General features: G+C 64.0%; 11 protein-coding genes. 2 read left to right on the top strand and 9 right to left on the bottom strand.

Going from position 1 to position 21,859, the window contains the following annotated elements; translation table 11 throughout:
- Positions 1 to 55: 55 nt before the first annotated feature.
- The 9 genes from SPR01S_RS13120 to SPR01S_RS13080 all read right to left on the bottom strand — a co-directional run bounded on the left by SPR01S_RS13120 (position 56) and on the right by SPR01S_RS13080 (position 17,942).
- Positions 56 to 2,374 (bottom strand): GH92 family glycosyl hydrolase, encoded by a 2,319-nt coding sequence (locus SPR01S_RS13120; RefSeq protein ID WP_066590292.1) that lies wholly within the window; start codon positions 2,372 to 2,374, stop codon positions 56 to 58.
- A 21-nt stretch (positions 2,375 to 2,395) separates the two neighbouring features.
- Positions 2,396 to 3,805 (bottom strand): glycoside hydrolase family 125 protein, encoded by a 1,410-nt coding sequence (locus tag SPR01S_RS13115; protein WP_066590313.1) that lies wholly within the window; start codon positions 3,803 to 3,805, stop codon positions 2,396 to 2,398.
- Between the two features lie 38 nt (positions 3,806 to 3,843).
- Positions 3,844 to 6,135: a GH92 family glycosyl hydrolase gene (locus SPR01S_RS13110; protein WP_439646734.1), complete on the bottom strand. Its 2,292-nt coding sequence runs from the start codon at positions 6,133 to 6,135 to the stop codon at positions 3,844 to 3,846.
- 50 nt (positions 6,136 to 6,185) lie between these two features.
- Positions 6,186 to 7,199, bottom strand: coding sequence for a glycoside hydrolase family 43 protein (locus SPR01S_RS13105; protein ID WP_245661998.1), 1,014 nt, complete (start codon positions 7,197 to 7,199; stop codon positions 6,186 to 6,188).
- Positions 7,200 to 7,319: 120 nt separating this feature from the next.
- On the bottom strand, positions 7,320 to 10,340 hold the full coding sequence (locus SPR01S_RS13100; RefSeq protein WP_066590289.1) for a TonB-dependent receptor: 3,021 nt from the start codon (positions 10,338 to 10,340) through the stop codon (positions 7,320 to 7,322).
- 220 nt (positions 10,341 to 10,560) lie between these two features.
- On the bottom strand, positions 10,561 to 12,510 hold the full coding sequence (locus SPR01S_RS13095; RefSeq protein ID WP_218016756.1) for a glycoside hydrolase family 2 protein: 1,950 nt from the start codon (positions 12,508 to 12,510) through the stop codon (positions 10,561 to 10,563).
- A gap of 130 nt (positions 12,511 to 12,640) precedes the next feature.
- Positions 12,641 to 15,016: a GH92 family glycosyl hydrolase gene (locus SPR01S_RS13090; RefSeq protein WP_245661996.1), complete on the bottom strand. Its 2,376-nt coding sequence runs from the start codon at positions 15,014 to 15,016 to the stop codon at positions 12,641 to 12,643.
- A gap of 204 nt (positions 15,017 to 15,220) precedes the next feature.
- Positions 15,221 to 16,450 carry an ROK family transcriptional regulator gene (locus tag SPR01S_RS13085; RefSeq protein ID WP_066590288.1) on the bottom strand — a complete coding sequence of 410 codons (1,230 nt, stop codon included), beginning with the start codon at positions 16,448 to 16,450 and terminating at the stop codon, positions 15,221 to 15,223.
- Between the two features lie 151 nt (positions 16,451 to 16,601).
- A complete protein-coding gene (locus SPR01S_RS13080; RefSeq protein ID WP_066590287.1) occupies positions 16,602 to 17,942 on the bottom strand; it encodes a sugar porter family MFS transporter in 1,341 nt (446 codons plus the stop codon).
- Positions 17,943 to 18,149: 207 nt separating this feature from the next.
- Between SPR01S_RS13080 and SPR01S_RS13075 the strand changes: the two genes are divergently transcribed.
- Positions 18,150 to 19,436: an MFS transporter gene (locus tag SPR01S_RS13075; protein ID WP_066590286.1), complete on the top strand. Its 1,287-nt coding sequence runs from the start codon at positions 18,150 to 18,152 to the stop codon at positions 19,434 to 19,436.
- On the top strand, positions 19,433 to 21,826 hold the full coding sequence (locus SPR01S_RS13070; RefSeq protein ID WP_066590285.1) for a glycoside hydrolase family 31 protein: 2,394 nt from the start codon (positions 19,433 to 19,435) through the stop codon (positions 21,824 to 21,826). The genes SPR01S_RS13075 and SPR01S_RS13070 overlap by 4 nt, the downstream gene beginning before the upstream one ends.
- Positions 21,827 to 21,859: the final 33 nt, after the last annotated feature.

The following is a 21,859-nucleotide window of genomic DNA, read 5'->3' as shown; positions in this document are numbered from 1 at the left end:
TGCTCTCGAATGTCTAAGATTATCGGGCGCCTCAGTCGGGCTCCGTGCCCGGCGGTCACGCCGGCCCGCGCGCGAATGACGGCGGCCGGTCGCGTTTCGCCGCGCCAAAACGCGACGGCCGCGCGCCCATTTCGAAAACGAGCTCGCCGCCCTGGATCAGCTCGGAATGGGCGATCCAGTTCTTCGTCCAGGGCTTGCCGCGCCAGCGCGCCGACTGGACATACGGACGGTCGGGTCCGTTACCGTTGGCGCGCACGGTGAGCGTCCGGCCATTGCCGACATCGACCTCGGCGACATCGAACAGCGGCGACCCGAACACATAGATCGCGCTGACCGGATCGACCGGATAGAAACCGAGCGCGCTCAGCACGAACCAGGCACTCATCTGGCCGCAATCGTCGTTGCCAATCACACCGTCGGGATCGGCCTTGTACATCTCGGTCAGCAGCCGGCGGACCATCGCCTGGGTTTTCCACGGGGCGCCGCAATACGCATAGAGATAGGCGACGTGCTGATCGGGCTCGTTGCCATGAGCATATTGCCCGACCAAGCCGGCAATGTCGGGCGGCGCGTTCGCCGGCAAGGTCGATGGACCGTTGAACAAAGCGTCGAGCTTGCCCTCGAATACGGCATCGCCGCCGAAATGCTCGATCAGGCCGTAGACGTCGTGCTGATTGAGGAAGGTCGCCTGCCAGCCATTGGCTTCGGTGTAATCGCGCCACTTGGGCACATCATGGCCGAGTTGGATCGGATCGTACTTGCCCCACCACGAGCCGTCGGCAAAGCGTGGACGGGCAAAACCGATATTGGGATCGATGACGTTGCGGTAATTGCGCGAGCGCTGGCGCAGGGCGGCCGCGTCGTCCTTTGCGCCCGCCGCTTCCGCCAGGTGCGCCATCGCCCAGTCGTCATAGGCATATTCCTGGGTACGGCTGACCGATTCCCAGATCTTGTCGGCGGGGATGTAATTCAGGTCGTAATAATAACCGCGGCCAAGCGACCCGTCGGAATCCTTATAATCGCGATCGAAGGCGCGACGGCGGATATTGGGCCAGGCGGCGGCGTAATCGGCCTCGATCCCCTTGGCGTGTGCCTCGGCGAGCACCGACACCGAATGCCAGCCGATCATGCAGCCGGTCTCCGATCCCTGCAGCGTCCAGACCGGCGGGCCATAGGGGCTTTGCTGCGTCTGACGGATGAGGTCGTGCACCAGCAATGTCGCCTGATCGCGATTGATCAGCGTCAGCAGCGGGTGGAGCGCGCGATAGGTGTCCCACAAGGAATAGGCGCTGTAAGCACGCTCGCCCTGCGCCACCTGATGCACTTGCCGGTCGAGCCCGACATATCGCCCGTCGCGATCGGCGAACAAAGTCGGCGCAAGCTGCGCATGATAGAGCGCGCTCGCCATGATCGTGCGCTGCGCCTCGGTGCCGCCCGAAACGCGTATCCGGTTGAGCGCGCGGGCCCAGGCGGATCGCGCGGCGGTGTGGACGGCATCGAAATCCCAGCCGGGGATTTCCGCCAGTGCGTCGCGCGCGCCTTTGACGTCGACGCCCGACAGGCCGGTCTTGATCAGGATCGGATCGCCGCCGGCATCATCGAAGAACAGCGCGACCTTGAGCTTGCTCCCCGCAACATTGGTCGCGCCTTTGGCGGCAGGCACGTCATCGTCGCCGAAGAACTCGACGCGGTCCGGCTTGCGCGACAGCCGCATCGCGAAATGGATATGCCGCCCCTTTGCCCAACGGTTGACCGTCCGGCTGCCCGTCAGCGTCCCGTCGGAATCCACTGCCAGCGAGGCATTCTCGATCAGCCCGCCCTTGTCCGACGAGTCGAGCATCGCATGGGCGAAATCGATCAGGATGTGCGCCGGGCCGCCGGGGAAGCGATAGCGGTGGAGGCCGCAGCGCTCGGTGACGGTCAACTCCGCCTGGACGCCCGATTCCAGCCGAACGCGATAATAGCCTGGCTCGGCATATTCATCGGAGAAACGCTGGCGATAGCCCTTGTCGGGATCGCCGACAGGCCCCGGCTGCAGCATCAGCGGTTGGCGCGTCGGCACCACCAATATGTCGAGCATGTCGCCGATCCCGGTGCCCGACAGATGGGTATGGCTGAAGCCCATGATCGAGCGGTCGTCGCGATGATAGCCCGAACACGCGTCCCAACCGATATTGTTGGTGTCCGGCCCCAGCTGCGCCATACCGTAAGGTAACGACGGCCCGGGGAAGGTATGGCCGTGCCCGCCCGTACCGACGAACAGGTCGGCCTTGGCGGCAACCGGCGGCGCGGCCCAAGTTATGCCGGGCATCGCATTGCCGAGCGCGGCAAGACCGGCGCCGGCGAGCAACTGGCGGCGGCTGGCGGTAATCATTATTCTTCCCTCCCGGATTGGTCAGATGCGGCCGGCGAGGATCGCCGGCTTGCGCGCGGCAAGCTCGACGATCAGCTGGCCGAACAAGGCATTGGCCCAGGCGAACCATGACCGCGTGAACTTCGACGGGCGATCCTTGTCGAAGGATTCGTGCATTAAGCCGGTGCCGCCATGCGTCGTCTTCAACCAGCGCAGGCATCGGATGATCGTCGCGTCGTCATCAGCGTTCATAGCGTGGGTGATGATCGACATCGGCCAGATCTGGTCCATCCCAACGTGCGGGCCGCCGATTCCCTCTGCTGCCTTGCCCCGGAAGAAATAGGGGTTGCGCGGACTCCAGGCGAGAGCGGCGGTGCGCCTGAACAATGGATCGTCGCGCCGGGCTGCGTCGATCAGGGCAAGGCCCGACAGGCTCGGAACGTTGGCGTCGTCCATGAACAGCCAGTTGCCGAACCCGTCGATCTCATAGGCCCAGACCCGGCCGCCCCGTCCGTCCGGCACCAATGCATGGGCTTTCAACGCGGCCTCGACCTCGGCCGCTAGCATCTCGCAGTCCCGCGCCGCCACGGCGTCGTTGCGCGCCTGGCGATGGACCATGGCCAGCTTGCGGAGCGCCGACACCGCAAACAGGTTCGACGGGATCAGGAACGGATAGACGCAGGCATCGTCCGACGGCCGGAACATCGAATGGATCAGGCCGATCTTCCGGGTCGGCGCGCCATAGCCGTCGAGGATCAGTGAGTCGGTCGGCTGCGCCGCGCTGCGCTGAAAATGATACGGCCCCGGCCCGGTCTTGCGCTGCTGCACCCGGAACGTCGCGACCGCGAGCTTCATCGCGCGCGCCCAGCTATCGTCGAACGGCGACTTGTCGCGCGTCGCCGTCCAATAAGCGTGACTGAGCCGCATCGGGTAGCAAAGCGAGTCGATCTCCCATTTCCGCTCGGCGACGCCGGGCTTCATGTCGGTCTGGTCCTTTTGCGACCATTCGAGATCGCTCTTGGCCGCCGGGTCCTTCATGAAGGCATTGGCATAGGGATCGATCAGAATGCAGCGCGCCTGGCGCTGGATCAGGCCGTGGAACAGGCGCCGCAATGCCGGGTCGCGCGGCGTGAGATGGACATAGGGCTGGACCTGGGCCGAGCTGTCGCGCAGCCACATCGCCTTGATGTCGCCGGTGATGACGAACGTGTCGGGCTTGCCGTCGACCAAGCCGGTCTCGACCGTGGTGTCGAGCGTGTTGGGATAGCAATTCTCGAATATCCAGGCGAGTTCGGGATCGCCGATGGCGGCCTTCACCCGCGCGATCTCGGCCTCGACGGCGGCACTGGTGAACAGCCGCTTGGCAAGTGGCGGGCGCTTGCTGGCGAACGATGCCGCCCGCGCGGCCAACGGCAGCGCCGCATTGAGCGCGATGGCGCCGGCTCCGGCCATGATGTGGCGTCGATTGGGGGTCAGCGTCTTTCTCCGGGTCACTTGGCGGGCGCGCTCATCGAGAAGGGCGCGGCGGCCTTGGTGCTCGCCCATTGCTTATTCGGCGTCGGCCCCATCACGAACCGCAGCGTCCCGCCCTGCGCCAGAGCTTCGCGCGTGACATAGGCTATATCGTGCGGCGCGCCGTTGAGCGTCACCGACTGGATATAGACATTGTCAGGGCCGTTATTCTCCGCCTCGATGGTCAACGTCTTGCCGTTCGGCATCGTCAAGGTGACGTTCCGGAATAGCGGGCTGCCGATCGCATATTGGCCGACCGTCGGCGTCACCGGATAGAAACCGAGCGCGGACCAGACATACCAGGCCGAGGTCTGGCCGTTATCCTCGTCGCCCGGATAGCCGTCGGGAGTCGCCGAATAGAGCCGCTTCATCACGTCGCGGACGTGATATTGCGCTTTCCACGGCGCCCCGGCCCAATCGTAGAGATAGATCATGTGCTGGATCGGCTGATTGCCATGGGCATATTGGCCCATGTTGACGATCTGCATCTCGCGCGTTTCGTGGATCACCGTGCCGTAATAGCTGTCGTCGAAGATCGGCGGCGCGGTAAAGATGCCGTCGAGCCGATCGACGAACTTCTTGTCGCCGCCCATCAGGTCGATCAGGCCCTGCGTGTCCTGCATCACCGCCCAGGTGTAGTGTAGCGCATTCCCCTCGGTGAAGGCATCGCCCCATTTGTACGGGTTGAACGGCGTCTCCCACGACCCGTCCTTGTTGCGTCCGCGCATCCAGCCGGACTGCGGATCGTAGAGCTTGCGATAATTCTGCGCACGTTCGGCATAGAGATTCGCATCGTCGGTCTTGCCGAGCGCCGCGGCAAACCGCGACAGCGAGAAATCCGCGGTCGCATATTCCAGGGTCCGCGCGGCATTTTCGTTGATGCCGACATCGTACGGCACGTAGCCGAGCCGATTGTAATATTCGACGCCCTCACGGCCGACCGCGCTGACGACGTCGCCCTTCTTGTCGGTGGGGCGGCCCGCGCTGGTCGTCGCGTTCTTGACCATCGCCTGGTACAGCGTCTCGGCGTCGAAGCCGCGCACGCCATTGGCATAAGCGTCGGCGATGATGTTCGCCGAGTTCGAGCCGATCATCACGTCGCGATAGCCCGGGCTCGCCCATTCGGGCAGCCAGCCGCCCTCCTTCACCGTGTTGACGAGCCCCTGCATCATCTCGCCGTCGCGCTCGGGATACATCATCGCGAAGAACGGGAAGACCGCGCGCCACGTGTCCCAGAAGCCGTTGTCGGTGTACATGAAGCCGGCATGGACCTTGCCGTCATAGGGGCTGTAATGGACCGGCTTTCCCTTGGCGTCGATCTCGTAGAACATCCGCGGGAATTGCAGCATGCGGTACAGCGCCGAGTAGAAGGTGCGGCGATTGTCGAGGTTCGGATCCTCAACCCGGACGCGCGCCAGCTGCGTTTCCCAGGCCTGCTTCGCCTTGGCCTGGGTCTGGTCGAAACCGTCCTTGCCGATCTCCGCGTCCAGATTGCGCGCGGCCTGTTCGGGGCTGATGAACGACGACGCGACCTTCACGCCGATCTGCTCGCCCGCCTCGGTCTTGAAGCTGACGACCGCGCCGACATGGCCGCCCTCGCGCGTTTTGGCGGCGGAAAGCTGGTAATTGTCGTCCCAGGTGCGGGTGACGGTGAAATCGTGGTCGAATTCGGCGACGAAGTAATTGTGGAAATTGTCGGGCACACCGCCGCTATTGTTGCGGACATAGCCGGTGATCCGCCGCTTCACCGGATCGATCGTCACCATCGATCCGCCGTCCTGGCCGTCGATCAGGATGTGGGCGTCGTCACTCTTGGGGAAAGTGAAGCGGAATTGCGCCGCGCGCGCGGTCGGCGTGACTTCGGCGGTGACGTCGTAATCGGCGAGATAGACCTTGTAGCCGTACGGACGCGCCTCCTCCGCCTTGTGGCTGAACCAGCTGGCGCGATCCTCTTGCTCGATTTTGAGCGGACCGGTCTCGGCGAACAGCGCGAGCGCGGCATAATCGTTCATCCACGGGCTGGGCTGATGCGTCTGCTTGATGCCGTTGATCTTTTTCGCGGCATAGGTGTAGCCCCAGCCGCTGCCCATTTTGCCGGTCACCGGCGTCCAGAAATTCATCCCCCACGGCACCGCGATCGCCGGATAGGTGTTGCCATAAGACAGCGCATGATCGCTGTCGGTGCCCATCAGCGGGTTGATCAGATCGACCAACGCGGGCTGCGGCGACGCAGCCTGCTGGGCGTATGCAGGCGTCGCCGCACCGATGATCGGCGACGACAACAATCCACCGGCGGTAATCAGCGTGGCAAAGGTTCTGATCACGATCGGCGTTCCTTGTTCATGATGGCCGGCAGTGGCCGCGGCGCGATGCCTTCATTGGTCATGACGACCGGCTGGATGGTCCCGTCGGGATTGAACGTCATCCGGTCGATCGCGAGTTGGCGGTGATCGCCATTGTCGTCGCCGAGCGGCCGACGATGATAGACGATGTACCAATCGTCGGTCCCAGGCACGTTGACCATCGAATGATGTCCCGCGCCGCTGGCGATGCGGAAATCCTGCGCGAGGATGGTGCCCATCGGCTTGAACGGGCCGAGCGGGCTTTTGCCGGTCGCATAGGCGACGCGATAATCGGGGCCGGTCCAGCCGCCCTCCGACCACATCAGATAATAGATCCCCTTGCGCTTGATCACGAAGGAACCCTCGACATAGCCGGGCGGGGTGATTTCCTTCCACGTGGTACCGTCCGGATAGGGTTCCACCGACTTCAGATCGGGGCTCAGCCGGACGACGTTACAATGGCCCCAGCCGCCATAATAGAGATAGGTCCGGCCATCGTCGTCGCGATAGACGAACGGATCGATCGGCTGCGCCCCATTGTGGAAGGCGGACACCAAAGGATGGCCGATCGCGTCGTGGAACGGGCCGCCCGGGCTGTCGGACACCGCCAGGCCGATGCCGCCGGTCTCCTTGTCGCTCTGAATGTCGTTGGCGCCGAAGAAGAGGTAATATTTGCCGTCGCGCTCGATCGCCGTGGGTGCCCAGACGGCATAGGCCGCCCATTTGATGCTGGCGACGTCGAGCACGTGCCGGTGCCGCGTCCAATGGACGAGATCGGGCGAGGAAAAGGCGTCGAAAAACGTCTGCTTGAGATATTCCGGACGGATCTTCGGCTTGGCGCGCTTCGCCCGTTGGGAGGCAGTGAACGGCGGCATGGCTTCGGGCTTGCCGCTGTCGTCCGAATAGGTCGGATAGATCCAATATTGCCCGGCGAAGATACGGATCTCGGGATCGGCATACCAGCCCGGCACGATCGGGTTGGACGCGTACACGGGGGACGCCACGGCTAGCGCAAGCCCCGCGGCAAGGCGCATCGCTATCCTTCGCATGGCGTCTCGGCCCCTTGGTTGGGACGGCGGCGGAGAGTAAACCGCCGTCCCGGTTACGATCGATCAGAACTTGTACGCGGCGCCAAGATAGAAGCGGCGGCCGGTATAACGCGACGAATAATAGCGCGCGGTGGTGTCGTTCCCCAGATGGGAGCGTTCCGTCTCCTTGGTGAGGTTGATCACCGCGCCGGTGATCGTGAAGTTGTGGAACACTTCGAACGAGGCGTTGAGGTCGACCTGCTGATACGGATCGTCATAAACGTTCAGACCCGAGACCAGACCCTGCACCCGCTCGCCGCGCCGATTGTAAGACGCCCGCAGCAGCACCGGACCCTTTTCGTAGAAGACCGAGGCATTCCACTGCGTCTTGGCGCTGCCGACCAGTGGCGACGTGCCGATCTTCTTCCCGTCGAGCGAGACGTCGGCGACCGAGGTGTGATTGTAGGTGAAATTCACCTGCGCACCGAGCCCGAACGACAGTGTGTGCTGTGCATAGACTTCGACGCCTTCCGACACGGCGCTCGAGCCGTTCGCCTGGGTCGAATAGGACTGGACCAGCACGGTCTGTCCCTGCACTTCCTGGTTCAGGTCGAGCACCAGCGGCACGACGAAGTTCTTCACGTCCTTGCGGAAGGCGGCCACGCCGAGCACCGAACCAGGGTGGAAATACCATTCCGCACCGATGTCATACGCCCAGGCGGAGAAGGGCGAGAGGTTGAAGTTGCCGCCGTCGCCCGACCAGCCGGCCCGTTCGCCGAACTGCGCACGATCGAACGTGTAGGCGTCCGAGTGGAAGGTTAGCGAGCGTGCCGAACCGAGGTCGTTATAGGCGGGACGAGCGACGACCTTCGAAACCGCTGCGCGGACCAACAGGTTCGGCGTGACGTCCCACGAGATGTTGAAGCTCGGCAGCACGTTCGTATAGCTCTTCGACTCGCTGTTCGGGCTGTAGACGCGGACTTCGCGTTGGCTCTGCGGAATGACCTGGCAATTGCCGTCCGGGCCGATCGGCCGGTTGGGATCGAACGGGCCACCGGGGCCGTCGACGCAATAGTCGTTCTCGAAATACAGCGTATCGGTCGACGTGCCCGACTGTTTCGTATTCACCACGCGCACGCCCAGGTTGCCGCGGACGGGTCCCGACTTGAAGTTCAGCTGGGCATAGCCAGCCCAGATCTTCTCCCCGATCCTGTAGAGATTCTGCGGCTGCGGGACCTTCACGGCGGGACCGTAGGTCGAATTGAGGTAGTTCAGGTAGCTGGCCATGTTGATCGCCGGATAGGACGACGCCGTGAACCCGCCGGGGATATTGGTGATCGGGTTGCTGTAGAAGAAGGACGGCTGCGCCACCGCACCTTGCGGCGTGTCCTGGAAGCGCAGCAACGTGGCCGGATCGGCATACCAATCCTGCTCGCCGGTCGAGCGCTGGACGCGACCGTCACGCCACTTGCCGCCGATCTGAATCGAGCTGATGAAGAAATCGTCGAACGTGCGCGTCACGTCGATCTGGGCGTAGCGCTGCTCGATGCTGCTGTTGGTATAGCCCGACCCGGTCGATCCCGTATCGACCTGGGCGATGCCGGCCAGGAGATTCTTCTGCACGTCGGGCGAGAAGGTCATGCCCAGGTCACCGCCGCTGAAGTCCCAGCTGCTCAGGAAGTTGCCGTTCTGCGTGACGGTACCGGTCAGGCGAGGCTTCACCGCGACCTTCATCTGCTGCGACGGACCGCCGGTCGACTTGGTCTTGCCGACTGCGAACGACACGGCGAGATGGCCGAGATTCCAGTCGCCGTGCAGGTCGTAGGTGTTCGATATCTGCTTCTCGCGCTGATAGATGCCCGACAGCTGCGGCGTTTCCATCGTGCAGATCGGGGTGTTGGCCGAGCAGCCTTGGCCGGCCGGCGGGACCTCGAAGGTCGCCGATTCCATGACCGTGCCGCTCTTGTCGAACTTCGCCCCGGTGAAGAAGTTGCCATAGCCCCATTCGGGGATCTTCAGGACGTTGTCCTCTTGCGTGCGGTTGAGCTGGAAGCGGAAATAATTGGCGGTCAGACGCAGATTATCGAACGGTTTGATGTCGATCGTCGCCTGGATGCCGATGCGCTCGCGCTTGTCGGTGGTGATGTCCTCGTCGACCGACTGCGGCGCCCAATAGCCGTTATAATGCTGACCCGATCGCGTCGTCGGGGCCTTGTCCTCCGACCAATAGGTGACCGCGTCCTGATTGGGCAGCACGTTGCCGTTGACGTCGGTCGCCGGCTTCCCGTTGCGGCCGCCATCGGTCCACCATTGCCAGCTCTCGGTCGACCCTCCCATCTCGCGGTTGGTGCGCTTCTGCCAGCTACCGCCGACCAAAAAGCCGATCGTGCCGGATTCGTTGCGCCATGAAATCTGGCCGGTCAGCTGCGGCTCGACCTTTTTGGTGACGTCCGCGTCGGTCCCCTCGGCCGAGACGAACCCCGACCAGGGTTTGAGGTCGAGCGGACGCCGCGTGCGCAGGATGACGGTGCCGCCGACCCCGCCTTCGTCGAGCCGCGCTTCGGGCGACTTGTATACTTCGACGCTGCCGATCATGCTCGAGGGCAGCAGCAGGTAGTTGAACGACCGCGACGGATCGCCGCTGTCGGTACCGGCGATGAAATTGCCGTTGAGCTCGGTCAGCGTGAGGTCGGAATTGAGGCCGCGTATGCTGACCCGCGAGCCCTCGCCGCCGTCGCGCGAAATGATGACACCCGGCACGCGCTGCAGCGCGTCGGCGACGTTCTTATCGGGGAATTTGCCGACATCCTCGGCAGTGATGACGTCGATAAAGGCATTGGCCTCGCGCTTCGTCCGCAAGCTGGCCTCGATCGACTGGCGATAGCCGGTAACGACGATCTCGCTGCCCGACTGACCATCCTGGGGATCTGCGGGCTGGGCGGCAGCGTCGGGCGTGGCGGGTGCGGTTTGCGCTTGCGCGATGCCGGATAAACCGCCCGAGAAACCGATTGCCGCGCCGGCGGTCAGCATGAGATCGCGAATCAGCCTGGCCCGCGACCGAGTGCACGCTGTCCCCCGGCACAGATCGATGTGACGAATGTTCATATGGATCTTCCCTCTCCTTGAGCGAGGGCGTTGGCGCCCTCCGTTTTTCTTTTCGTTCGGCGCGGTGGCCGGGCTCGAAGCCCGTCCGCCAACCTGTCGCGCCGCAATTCAGAATATAAAAAGCAATTTGTCAATTAAATTGTCCGGCGCAATTTTTCCCGCTCGGGCGCGGCTCGCCCTTCACCGCAAATGCGCGTTTTTATCTTATGGATTCAGTATATTACCGCTCATTCGACAATCTCCGGAGCGGGGCGGCGATCACCGACAGGGCTTCCGGGGATGCCTTGGAGCGCGCGCGATCATAGGTCAGCAGGCCGTTGATCTCGTCCTCGACATCGGTCGTCTGGGTATAGACCGATGCGCTCAGCCCATCCTCGCGCGCGGCGCGGATGACGCCCGACATCTTGCGCCGGAACCGGGCGAGATAATCCTGCTCGCCAGTCGCGACCTGATAGCCCCAATTTTTCTTGCCCGGCCGCCAGATATGGCCCGCGACCGGCATGCCGATGCCGCCATATTCGCCGATCACGATCGCGCGAGCGGACTGGCGCGCCGGCGTATTGGGCACGTCCTCATAGGTGTGGATATCGAACACGTCCGAGGCGCCGGGCGCGACGTCGAGCCACCCGCTATCGGCATCGACCAGCCGGCTGGGATCCATGCCCTTAACGTAGCGGGCCAGGGTCGCGGAATCGTACTGTCCCCAACCCTCATTGTTGACCACCCACATCACGATCGAGGGAAAGGCGCGCAGATCGCCGATCATCGCGGCGAGTTCGTTCTGGTTCTCGGCCATCGCATCAGACGACAGCACCGCCTGGCTTTTGCTGGTGCCGGTGACGAACTGGTCCTCGCCGCCGCCCGACGGCATGTCCTGCCAGATGAGGATGCCGAGGTGATCGGCGTCGTAATAATAGCGCGCCGGTTCGACCTTGATATGCTTGCGCAGCATGTTGAAGCCGGCCTTCTTGAGGAAGACCAGGTCGCTCTTCATCGCTTCTTCGGAAGGCGGAGTATAGAGGCCGTCGGGCCACCAGCCCTGGTCGAGCGTCCCGTTTTGGAAGAGCGGCTTGTTGTTGAGCAGGATCGCCGGCTGACCCGCGACCCGCCCTGGGCCGATCGAGATCTTGCGCATCGCGAAATAGGTGTCGACCGTATCGCGCGGCGCGCCGGCCAGGCGTGCCGCGGCATAGGTCCGATCCTCGCCCTCGGTAAAGCGAGCGTCATAAGCCTTTCGATCGCGCTCATCCTGTCCGGCATAGGGATTGGCGACCGTCACGAGTTCGGCCTTCAGGTCATAAAGGTACGGATCATCGGGCGACCACAAGCGAGCATCGGGGATAGGGAGCGTCGCGCGGCGATTGGCACGGATGACTGTCGACGCGATCACCTTTCCGCCCGCGCTCGCGGTCAACTTTACCGCGTCGGTGTCGCTCGCCCAGCCGCTCAGCGCAACCGCGATATCGACCACGCCCCTATCGATGTCCGGGGTCGCGCGAACGTCCTCGATGTGGAGTTTGGACACCGGCTCGAGCCAAACCGTCTGCCAGATGCCGCTGACCGCGGTGTACCAGATGCCCGAGGGATCGAGGATCTGCTTGCCGCGTGGCTGCGTGCCGGCGCTGGTCGGATCCGCGACTTGCACCACCAACTCGTTCCGGCCCGGCTTCAGATAGTCGGTGATGTCGAAACCGAACGTATCGAAGCCGCCCTTGTGCGACCCGACGACGGCGCCATTGACCCAGATCGTCGCGGCGAAGTCGACCGCGCCGAAATTGAGCATGACGTGCTCGCCGGCCCAATCCTGCGGCACGGTGAAGCTGCGGCGATACCAGATGCGGTCGTCGGGCGTGACCTTGCGGGCGACGCGGGACAGTTTCGATTCGACCGGATAGGGCACCAGGATCTGGCCATCCATCCGCATCGGCTGCGGCGCCGAATCCTTGGTGATCGCATAGTCCCACAGGCCGTTGAGATTGAGCCAGCGATCACGTTTCAGCTGTGGCCGGGGATAGCTGCGCCAGGCGTTATCGGGGGTTACCTCCCTGCCCCATCGGGTCATCAGGTCGCTGGTATAGACGCTATCGCCCGCCGGCGCGGTCTGCGCCAGAGCGTCGATCGCGCTCATCGCCAGGATCATCGACGCGATTGCTGCGATCAGCGTGTGCATGGCAGTTCTCCTCGGAGGTCGGACCCAGGGTAGCGATCAAAAGTGAGCCCAGGGCGCGCAGGCTGGCGCAGCCCTGGGCTCTTGCCTCCGTCGAGGGGGGGAGGGGAAACGGAGGCAAAACGATAGGCGGTCAAGGCATGGGCGACATCGATGGCGGCGCGTCGGCCGGCGCCGCGCCCCAAGTCTTGTTCGGCATCGGCCCCATGGTCAGCACCAACTTGGCGCCGTTCCGGATGTCGGCATGGCTGAACCACGGCTTGGTCCATGGCCGGCCGTTGAGCGTCGCCGACTGGATGTAGATGTTCGCGGCCGAATTGTTCCTGGCCTCGACCTCCAACGTCTTGCCGTTGCCCATCTGGAGCTTGACGTCGTCGAAAATCGGACTGCCGATGATGTAATTCTGGCTCGACGGATCGACCGGATAGAATCCCATCGCGCTCAGCACGTACCAGGACGATGTCGCGCCCTGATCGTCCATCCCGGGATACCCATAACCCGCGGCATCGCTGCCATACATTTCGGCAAGGATCCGGCGAGTCAGCGCCTGCGTCTTCCACGGCTGGCCGCCCCAGTCGTAATAATAAGCGGCCTGCTGGTCGGGTTGGTTGCCCTGGACATATTGGCCGATCAGCCCGGTACAGTCGCGGCAAATCCCCTTGGGATTATAGGGCGTCGAAAAGAACCGATCGAGCTTGGCGGTGAACGCCTGGCGCCCGCCAAGCAACCTGGCCAGCCCGTTGACGTCATGCGGCACCAGCCACAAGGTCGACCAGCCCGACGCTTCCTTCATCATGAAGTTGTAATAGGGCTCGCCGGGATCGAACGGCGCGATCCACTTGCCGCCCGCGGTCCGCCCGCGAACGAAGCCGATCGATTTATCGAACACATTAGCGTAATTGTGCGCCCGTTTCAGAAACAAGGCGTAATCGTCCATCTTCCCGAGCCGCTTGGCATATTGCGCCATCGCGAAATCGTCCCAGGCATATTCGAGCGTGGTGGCCGCGCCTGCCTTGCCGCCGGCATAAGGCGGGCTGGGATTGTGGTCGGGGACTACGTCCGCGATCCAGCCATTCTTGTCATATTCGGCGAGATAGTGGCGCGGGCCGGCGGGATCGGTCGCGTTCTTGCGAAGATATTCGTACGCCGCCGCATAGTCGAACGGAATGCCGCGTTCCCACGCGCCCAGATACATGAACACCGCATTGTCGCCGTGGAACGACGTATTCATGAATCCCTGCTCGCGCGCCATATCAAGCTCGGATTGCATGACGTCGCGCATCGTCTCCGGCTCCATCAGCTCGAGCAGGACGATCTGGTTGCGGCCGGTATCCCAAAACGGCACCGGGCTGTACCGGTCGTGCGTCGCGGTCTGCACCTTGCCGTTGGTGTCGGTGAACTTCTCTCCCTTGGCGGCGACCAGGCGCGGGCTGGCGAACGACTGGAACAAGGTCGAGTAGAACAGCGTGCGCTGCTTGGGCGTCCCGCCGGTCACCTGCACACGATCGAGCAGCTTCGACCAGGCACTGCGCGCCGCGCCGCGCACGCGATCGAAATCCCAACCGGGCAATTCGTCGCGCAGACGCTGTTCGGCCTGGGCGTAGCTGGTGCCGTGCGCGATCTTCATCAGCACCGTCTCGCCGGCCTTGGTGCGAAAGGTGACGTAGCTGCCGGCAAAACTGCCGGAAATCTTGCGCTGGTCGGGCTCGACTCTTTTGTCGCCGATCCCCCAGCCCTTGGCGTCGCCGGGCGATTTGCTGAACGTCCCCAGGCTGGCGAACGGCTTCGAGAATATGGCGACGAAATAGGCGCCGTCCGCGCCGCTACTATCCTTCGACACGCCCCGCACCATCTGGTTGCCGACGACTTCGACATCGCCGCCATGCTCCGGAAAGTTGATCAGCACGTTCGACCGATCGCTTTGCGGGAAGGTGAACCGCATCAGGCTCGCCCATTGCGTGGCCGTCAGTTCGGCCGTCGTCCGGAACGTGCCGAGATAGACCGAATAATAGCCGGGCGACGCGATCTCGCGCGACTTGTCATAATAGGATTGCGAATAGGCCGGGGGCACCGACCAGTCACCGACCACCGGCATGATGATCGGCTCCGCCCGGCCGCCATAGGAAGCGCCCCCACCGCCGGAAAATCCGATCATCGTCGGGTTGGTGTAGTAATAAGGGACCTCGACGCCGTTCGGATAGGACAGCGCGATATTGTTGTTGATCGGCGCCGCCTCGACCGAACTGTGCGGCAAGCGCGCGCCCGGCGAGGTCTGGCCCGAATAAACGGGTTCGCCCGGCGGCGGCGCATTTCCGATCAGATCGGGGCGATCGAGGGGCGCGGTGCCGACCAGCGGATTGACCTCGTCGACCGGGGCTTTGGCGGGCGCCGTCTGCGCGCTGACGACGGCGGCCGCCGACAGAGCGATCGATAGACCGAGCGGCAATAGCAACAGGCGGGTGCTACGGCCCTGCCCATCCGGCTGCGGAAGCGTTTGGCGGATACCCACGGTACCTCCCCTGATTCTCGGAGCTATTATTGCCCCTTGGCGACGACCCCATTTGGCTATGTCTACGACGGGGCCGAGCGGCACCGTCGATTAAATTAAACATTTTGTCAATTGAATTAGGTGGCGAAAAACGCTTGCGAATGACAGGCTTTATGGGCCGGTGAGGCAGGATTGGATCGACACGGCCTTGCGTGTCGATCGGGATCAGCGCGCGGGCTGGATCGCTGGACCGCCGGCGTCGCCGGCGGCCGGCACTTTCCATAAGGCACCGGGCTTGGGCAGCAGAAAATGACTGAACGGCAGGATCGCGGCGCCGACCGCAGGCGCATCGTCCGACAAAGCAGCGCGCGCGACTGGGGCGATCACCGGAACGTTGGTCGCCTTTTCGCGCAACAGATCGTACGCCCGTGCCGCCAGCCGTTCGACGATGGCGCTCGGCAAGCGCCCTCCGACCAGAACGACGCCGGGATTGATCAGGCAGTTGACCGCTTCGAGCGGGACATAGAGCTGCTCGGCCGCCTGGGCGATCCAACGGTCGACACACTTTTCCGCCGCAAGCGACAGCTTCTCCACCCCCATGACGTCCGCCAGACCAAGGCCGTCACGCTCGAGCTGTCCGGCAAGACCCGACAGCGACACGAGATTCTGGATCTGGTCGCGCGGGCCGCTGCCGGGCGCGTGCATGAAGCCCAATTCTCCGCTGCGGCCATCGACACCGCGGAAATAGGCGCCATCGATCACCAGGCCGCCGCCCAGCCCCGACGAGATCAGGATGTAAAAGAAGGTGCTGTGCTTCTGCCCGAGACCGAGCTGCATTTCCCCCATGGCCGCCGCGGCGGCATCGTTTTCGACGAAGACCGGCAGCGAAAAGGGTTTGTCGAACAGATCGCTCATGTCGATCTTGTCCCACTTGGCATAAGCAGCCGGACGCCCGGGCAGATCGACCAGGCCGAGGTCGTCTGGCACCGCGACACCTAGACCGACCAGGCTCGACTCCTTGACCCCCGCCGATCGCATCATCTCCTTGATCGACCGCCGATAGAGCGAGCGGACATGATCCGGCAGCGCGAAATTCACTTCCTCTGAGACGCGCGCCAGGGTCTCGCCGGCGAAATTCACCAGCACGATGGTGATATGGTCGCGGTCGATATTGACGCCGATCGAGTGGCAGGCATCGCGATTGATGACGAGTTTGGTCGGCGGCTGGCCCCGCCCGCCGCGACGCTGACCCGCCTCCACGATCAAGCCATCTGCGAGCAGGCGCTTGGTGATGTTGGCGATGGCTGGCGCGGTCAGCCCGGTAATCGCAGCGAGTTCCACCCGGGTCAGCAGGCCGTTGATACGGATGGCATGGAGCGTGACGCGCTGATTATGGTCGGCGGCGCGTTCCAGATTGGTGCCGGAGAGCCTTAGACGGGTCGTTGGCTGGGTCATCCGTGCATCCTTATTGCCCGAGCGCGGCTGATCCCCACTCCTTCTTGAATCTCGCTGCGACGAACGACCATGAGCATAGTCATACGAATTAGCTGGCCGCGGCCCAGAACGCCAATGCGGAATATCCCCATAATGGTTTCAATTCTGGCCATTACGCCGCCTTTGCGCGGGGTCGGTTGATGGCATCGTCCATCGCCTCCAGCGCCACTCCGCGCGTCTCGGGGAAGAAGCGCCAGACGACGAGGAATTGCACGCCCATTGCCGCGGCGAAGAACCAGAAGGGCGCTGCCTGGGTATACCGCGCTACCACCGGGAAACCGAACGCGATCAGCGCATTCATTCCCCAATGCGTGGCGCTGCCCAGCGCCTGGCCGCGCGCACGCACCGCGGTCGGGAAAATCTCCGACAGATAGACCCAGATCACCGCACCCTGCGAAATCGCGAAGAACAGGATAAAGCCGATCAACGCGGGAAGCAGCAATGCCTGCCCCTGCCCCGTCGAATAGATCGCCGCCACCGCGGCCAATGCAATCCCGGTGCCCGCCGCGCCGATCAGCAGCAATGGCTTGCGCCCCGCGCGATCGATCGCCGTCATGCCGACAAAGGTCGCCAGCAGATTGGCGAGGCCGATCGCGACCGATTGCAGGTCGGAGGATAGCCGGTCGAACCCGGCGGCGGCGAAGATATGGCCGAGATAATAGAGGATCGCGTTGATCCCGGAGAGCTGATTGAACGCGGCGACGCCGATCGCGAGCAGGATCGGCTTGCGGTAAGCGGCCCAACTGAGCCGGGCATCCGGTGCCTCGACCTGATCCCTGCGGAATTCGGCGATGATCGTCAGCGGGTCGCCCATCCCGAGCTGGGCAATCGCCGCCAGCGCTTCCTCGTCGCGCCCGCGCTGCGCCAGCCAGCGTGGCGACGGCGGGATGCGCAGCAACATGATGAGGAACAGGATGGCCGGGAGGGCCGCGATGCCGAGCTTCATTTGCCAGGCCAGATCGGTGGTCACCAACCGACCAATCACGAAATTGCTGACATAGGCGACCAGGATGCCGATCACGACATTCAGCTGGAACAGCGCGACCAGGAATCCGCGCCGCGCCGCCGGGCTCACCTCGGCGATATAGACCGGCGCGAGCACCGACGAGCCGCCGATCGCCAGGCCGCCGAGGAAGCGAAAGGCGACGAACGCCGCGAGATTCCAGCTCATCGCCGAGCCGAAAGCCGAGACGATATAGGCGATCGCGATCCAGATCAGCACCGCCCGGCTACCGTATCGGTCGCCCGGCTTGCCTGCCCCGAGCGCGCCGACCAGCGTCCCGACCAATGCCGCCGATACCGCCGTCCCAAGCCCGATCGCGCTCAGCCCGAACACGCCCCGCAGCGCCTCGGTGACACCCGAGATGACCGCCGTGTCGAAGCCGAACAGCAAACCGCCCAGGCTGGCAGTGCCCACCGCGTTCCAGTTGACGCGTTCCTTCGGCGTGCCCATCAAGCTGTCTCCAACCGCGCCGAGCCGTCCGCTCGATACATTAATCTAATTGAAGTATTAATCGAGCCGGTCAAGCGGAGCGTCGGTTTGCACGGCAAGTGCATGGCGCTCGAGCGCCTGGCTGGCCACTTATTAGCCAGTCCGCGAACTGGCCTGACCAATCTCGACAAATACCGCCAGAGGCGCTACGCCGCTTGCCAGCGGACAATGCCGCGGGCTGGGGAGAGGATCGTGAAGCGGATACCGCATTTGCGCTGGTGGATCGTCGCGCTGATCTGCGCCGGCACAATCGCCAATTACCTCGCGCGCAATTCGCTTGGCGTGCTCGCCCCAGAGCTCAAGACGTCGATGTCGATCTCGACCGCGCAATACAGCTACGTCGTCATGGCGTTTCAGTTCGCCTATACCGTGATGCAGCCGATCGCGGGCTATATCGTCGACCGGTTCGGGTTGCGCGCCGGGTTCGCATTTTTCGGGATCGCATGGTCCGCCGCCAATATGCTCCACGCGCTGGCCGGTGGTTGGATCAGCCTTGCCTTCTTCCGAGGATTGCTCGGCTTGGCCGAGGCGGCGGCAATCCCGTCCGGCATGAAAGCGATCGCCGAATGGTTTCCGGCCCGCGAGCGCTCGATCGCGACGGGGTGGTTCAACGCCGGAACCTCGCTTGGGGCGTTGATCGCGCCCCCGCTCGTCGTCGCGGTCGCCTTATGGGGCAATTGGCGGCTGGCCTTCATCGTGACCGGCGCGGTCGGGCTGGTGTGGGCGGCGGCATGGTATGCCTTTTACCGATCGCCGACCGAGCATCCCGCGATCACGCCGCGCGAGCAGGCGATGATCGCAGAGGATCGCCCCAAAATCCCCGCCCGAAAGGCGAGCGCGCGCGAGATCCTGTCTTCCGCGCGCTTCTGGGTGATCGCGGTGCCGCGTTTCCTTGCCGAACCGGCCTGGCAAACCTTCAGCTTCTGGATACCGCTCTATCTCGCGACCGAGCGCCACATGGATCTGGCGCATATCGCAGCCTTTGCGTGGCTGCCGTTCCTGGCGGCGGATCTCGGCGGCGTGCTCGGCGGCTATCTTTCGCCGTTCTTCATGAAGCGCTTCCACGTCAACCTAATACCCTCGCGCGTGCTCGGGATCAGCCTAGGCGCGGTATTGATGATCGCGCCCGGATGCATCGGGCTCGCTGTCAGCCCTTATGTCGCCATCGCCTTGTTCTGCATCGGCGGGTTCGCGCATCAGATGATCTCGGTGCTGATCAACACGCTGTCCGCGGACGTCTTCACGCCGGAGGAAGTCGGCACCGCTAATGGCTTTGTCGGACAGGCAGGCTGGGTCGGCGGGCTGCTCTTCACGTTCCTGATCGGGCAATATGCCGATCGCGTCGGTTACGCACCCTTGTTTGCGGCACTCGGCATATTCGATCTGATCGGGGCCGCCGTTCTGATCGCCTTTGTCCGCCGCTTGTCTCTCCCGCAAATGGAAGCCCGCTCATGAGACGCGCCTTACTGTCCGACCCGCCCTTGTTCGCGCTGACCGAACGGGCTCCGGGCCGGCTGACGCTCGCCGCCGATACCGGCGCGGTCGCGCATTTGTTCGTGCTCGAGTACGATATCATTCGGCTGTTGCTGCTCGCCGATGGCGAGGTGACGAGCCCGCCGAGTTGGGCGATCGCGCCGGGCGCCGCCGACATCGCCGAGCCCGGGCGCGACCGGCTGGATGTCGCGGGCTTCGCCTGTCCCGATTTCCAGTTGGAGCAGGGTGACGACCGGATCATTGTCGAGACCGCGCGCCTCCGCGTCAGCGTCCGCCTGCATGGCCTCTATTGCACCTGGGAACAGCGCGACGGCGATACGTGGCGGCTGATGGCCGCCGACCGTCCGACCCAGGCCTATGATTTCGGCTGGTGGGACGGCCGCGCGCATCACTATGTCGCCCGCCGGCCGGGCGAGCGCTTCTACGGCCTTGGCGACAAAGGCGGCGACAATGACCGTGCCGGACGGCGCTTCCGCCTGACCAATCTCGACGCGATGGGCTATGACGCCGAGACCAGCGATCCACTCTACAAGTCGATCCCTTACGTCCTGGTCGCCGACGCAGACGGCCGCTGCCACGGCACTTTCTACGATACGACCGCGGATGTGCATTTCGACTTCGGGCGCGAGATGGACAATTATCACGGCTGGTACCGCCACATGGTGGCGGAGGCCGGCGATGTGGATTTGTGGATGATCGCCGGCCCCGATCCGCTGGCCGTCACTCGCCGCTTCACCTGGCTGACCGGCCGGCCCGCGCTGATGCCGCGCTGGTCGCTCGGCTACTCAGGGTCGACGATGAGCTATACCGACGCGCCCGACGCCGCGGCGCAGATGGCGGGCTTTCTCGACAAGCTGGCCGAGCACGATATCGGCTGCACCTCTTTCCATCTGTCGTCGGGCTACACCTCGATTGGCGACAAGCGCTATGTGTTCAACTGGAACACCGACAAATTCCCGGATCCGGCCGGGTTCGTGGCAAGCTACGCGCAAGCAGGCGTCGAGCTGGTGCCGAATATCAAGCCGGCCTTGCTGCGCAGCCATCCGCGCTATGACGAGGTCGCCGCGGAGGGCCTGTTCGTCGCCTATGACGACGGCACCCCGGTCGAGGTGCAATTCTGGGACGAAGTCGGCAGCCAGATCGACTTCACCAATCCGCGCGCCGCCCAATGGTGGCGCGATGAGGTCAGGAGCGCTTTGCTCGACAAGGGGATGGTCGCGACCTGGAACGACAATAACGAATATGAGATCTGGGACGCGCGCGCCCGGTTCGCCGGCTTCGGCCAGCCCCACGCGGCCGCCGAAATGCGCCCGGTCCAGCCCTTGCTGATGACGCGCGCCTCGCGCCGCGCCCAGGCAGAGGCCCTGCCCGACCGTCGCCCTTATGCCGTAACGCGATCGGGCATGGCCGGGCTGCAGCGTTATGCCCAGACCTGGAGCGGCGACAACCTGACCGAGTGGAAGTCGCTGCGCTACAATGCGCGCCAGTCGATCGGGCTGGCGCTGTCGGGCGTGTCCAACTGCGGCCACGATGTCGGCGGCTTCGCCGGGCCCGCGCCGTCGCCCGAATTGCTGATCCGCTGGGTGCAGGCTGGCGTGCTGATGCCGCGCTTCAGCATCCACAGCTGGAACGACGACCGCACCGTCAACGAGCCGTGGATGTACCCCGAAGCGCTGCCCGCGATCCGCCGGCTGATGGCGCTCCGCCAGACGCTGATTCCCTTCTTCTACGATCTGCTGCACGCTTATCATTCGGACTATGCGCCGATGGTGCGGCCGACCTGGCTGGACTTCCCCCAAGACACTGTCGCCTGGGAGGAGAATGACGAGCATCTGCTCGGGCCCAACCTGCTGATCGCGCCGGTGATGGAACAAGGCGCGGAGACGCGAACCGTGCGCCCGCCCGCGGGCGTCGAATGGCTCGATATATGGAGCGGGCAGCGGATCGCCGGCGGGACATCCGTCACCCTCGGCGCGCCGCTCGATGGGCTTCCGCCGCTGCTCGCACGCGCCGGATCGGCGATGCTGGTCGATCTCGCTCAAGGTGGATGGCGGCCCGAGCCCTATCGCCGCGGCGTGTGGCTGTTCCCGCCACGCGACGGCGCTTTCAGCTGGTCCGCGGTCGAGGATTCGGGCGACGGCGACGGACCGGTCGATATTTGGCACCTGACCGGCCGGGCGGAATCGTCGCGGATTGTCGTTGATGTGCTCCGCGATGGCCCCGGTACCTGGGGCGACACCAGTATCACCCTGTTGCTGCCGCCGAACGAGACTCGGTCGCTGATCGTCAATAATGGAGCGGGGAACCTGGTCGATCATGACGGCCGCCGAGGGGTCACGTTGACGATCTAGTCCTCAAGAGGATGGGTTGATCCCCACCAATCA

This window comes from Sphingomonas pruni NBRC 15498 (genome assembly GCF_001598455.1).
Taxonomy (GTDB): domain Bacteria; phylum Pseudomonadota; class Alphaproteobacteria; order Sphingomonadales; family Sphingomonadaceae; genus Sphingomonas; species Sphingomonas pruni.
Note: the sequence above shows the minus strand (reverse complement) of the source record. Positions and strands in the feature narration are given on the sequence as shown.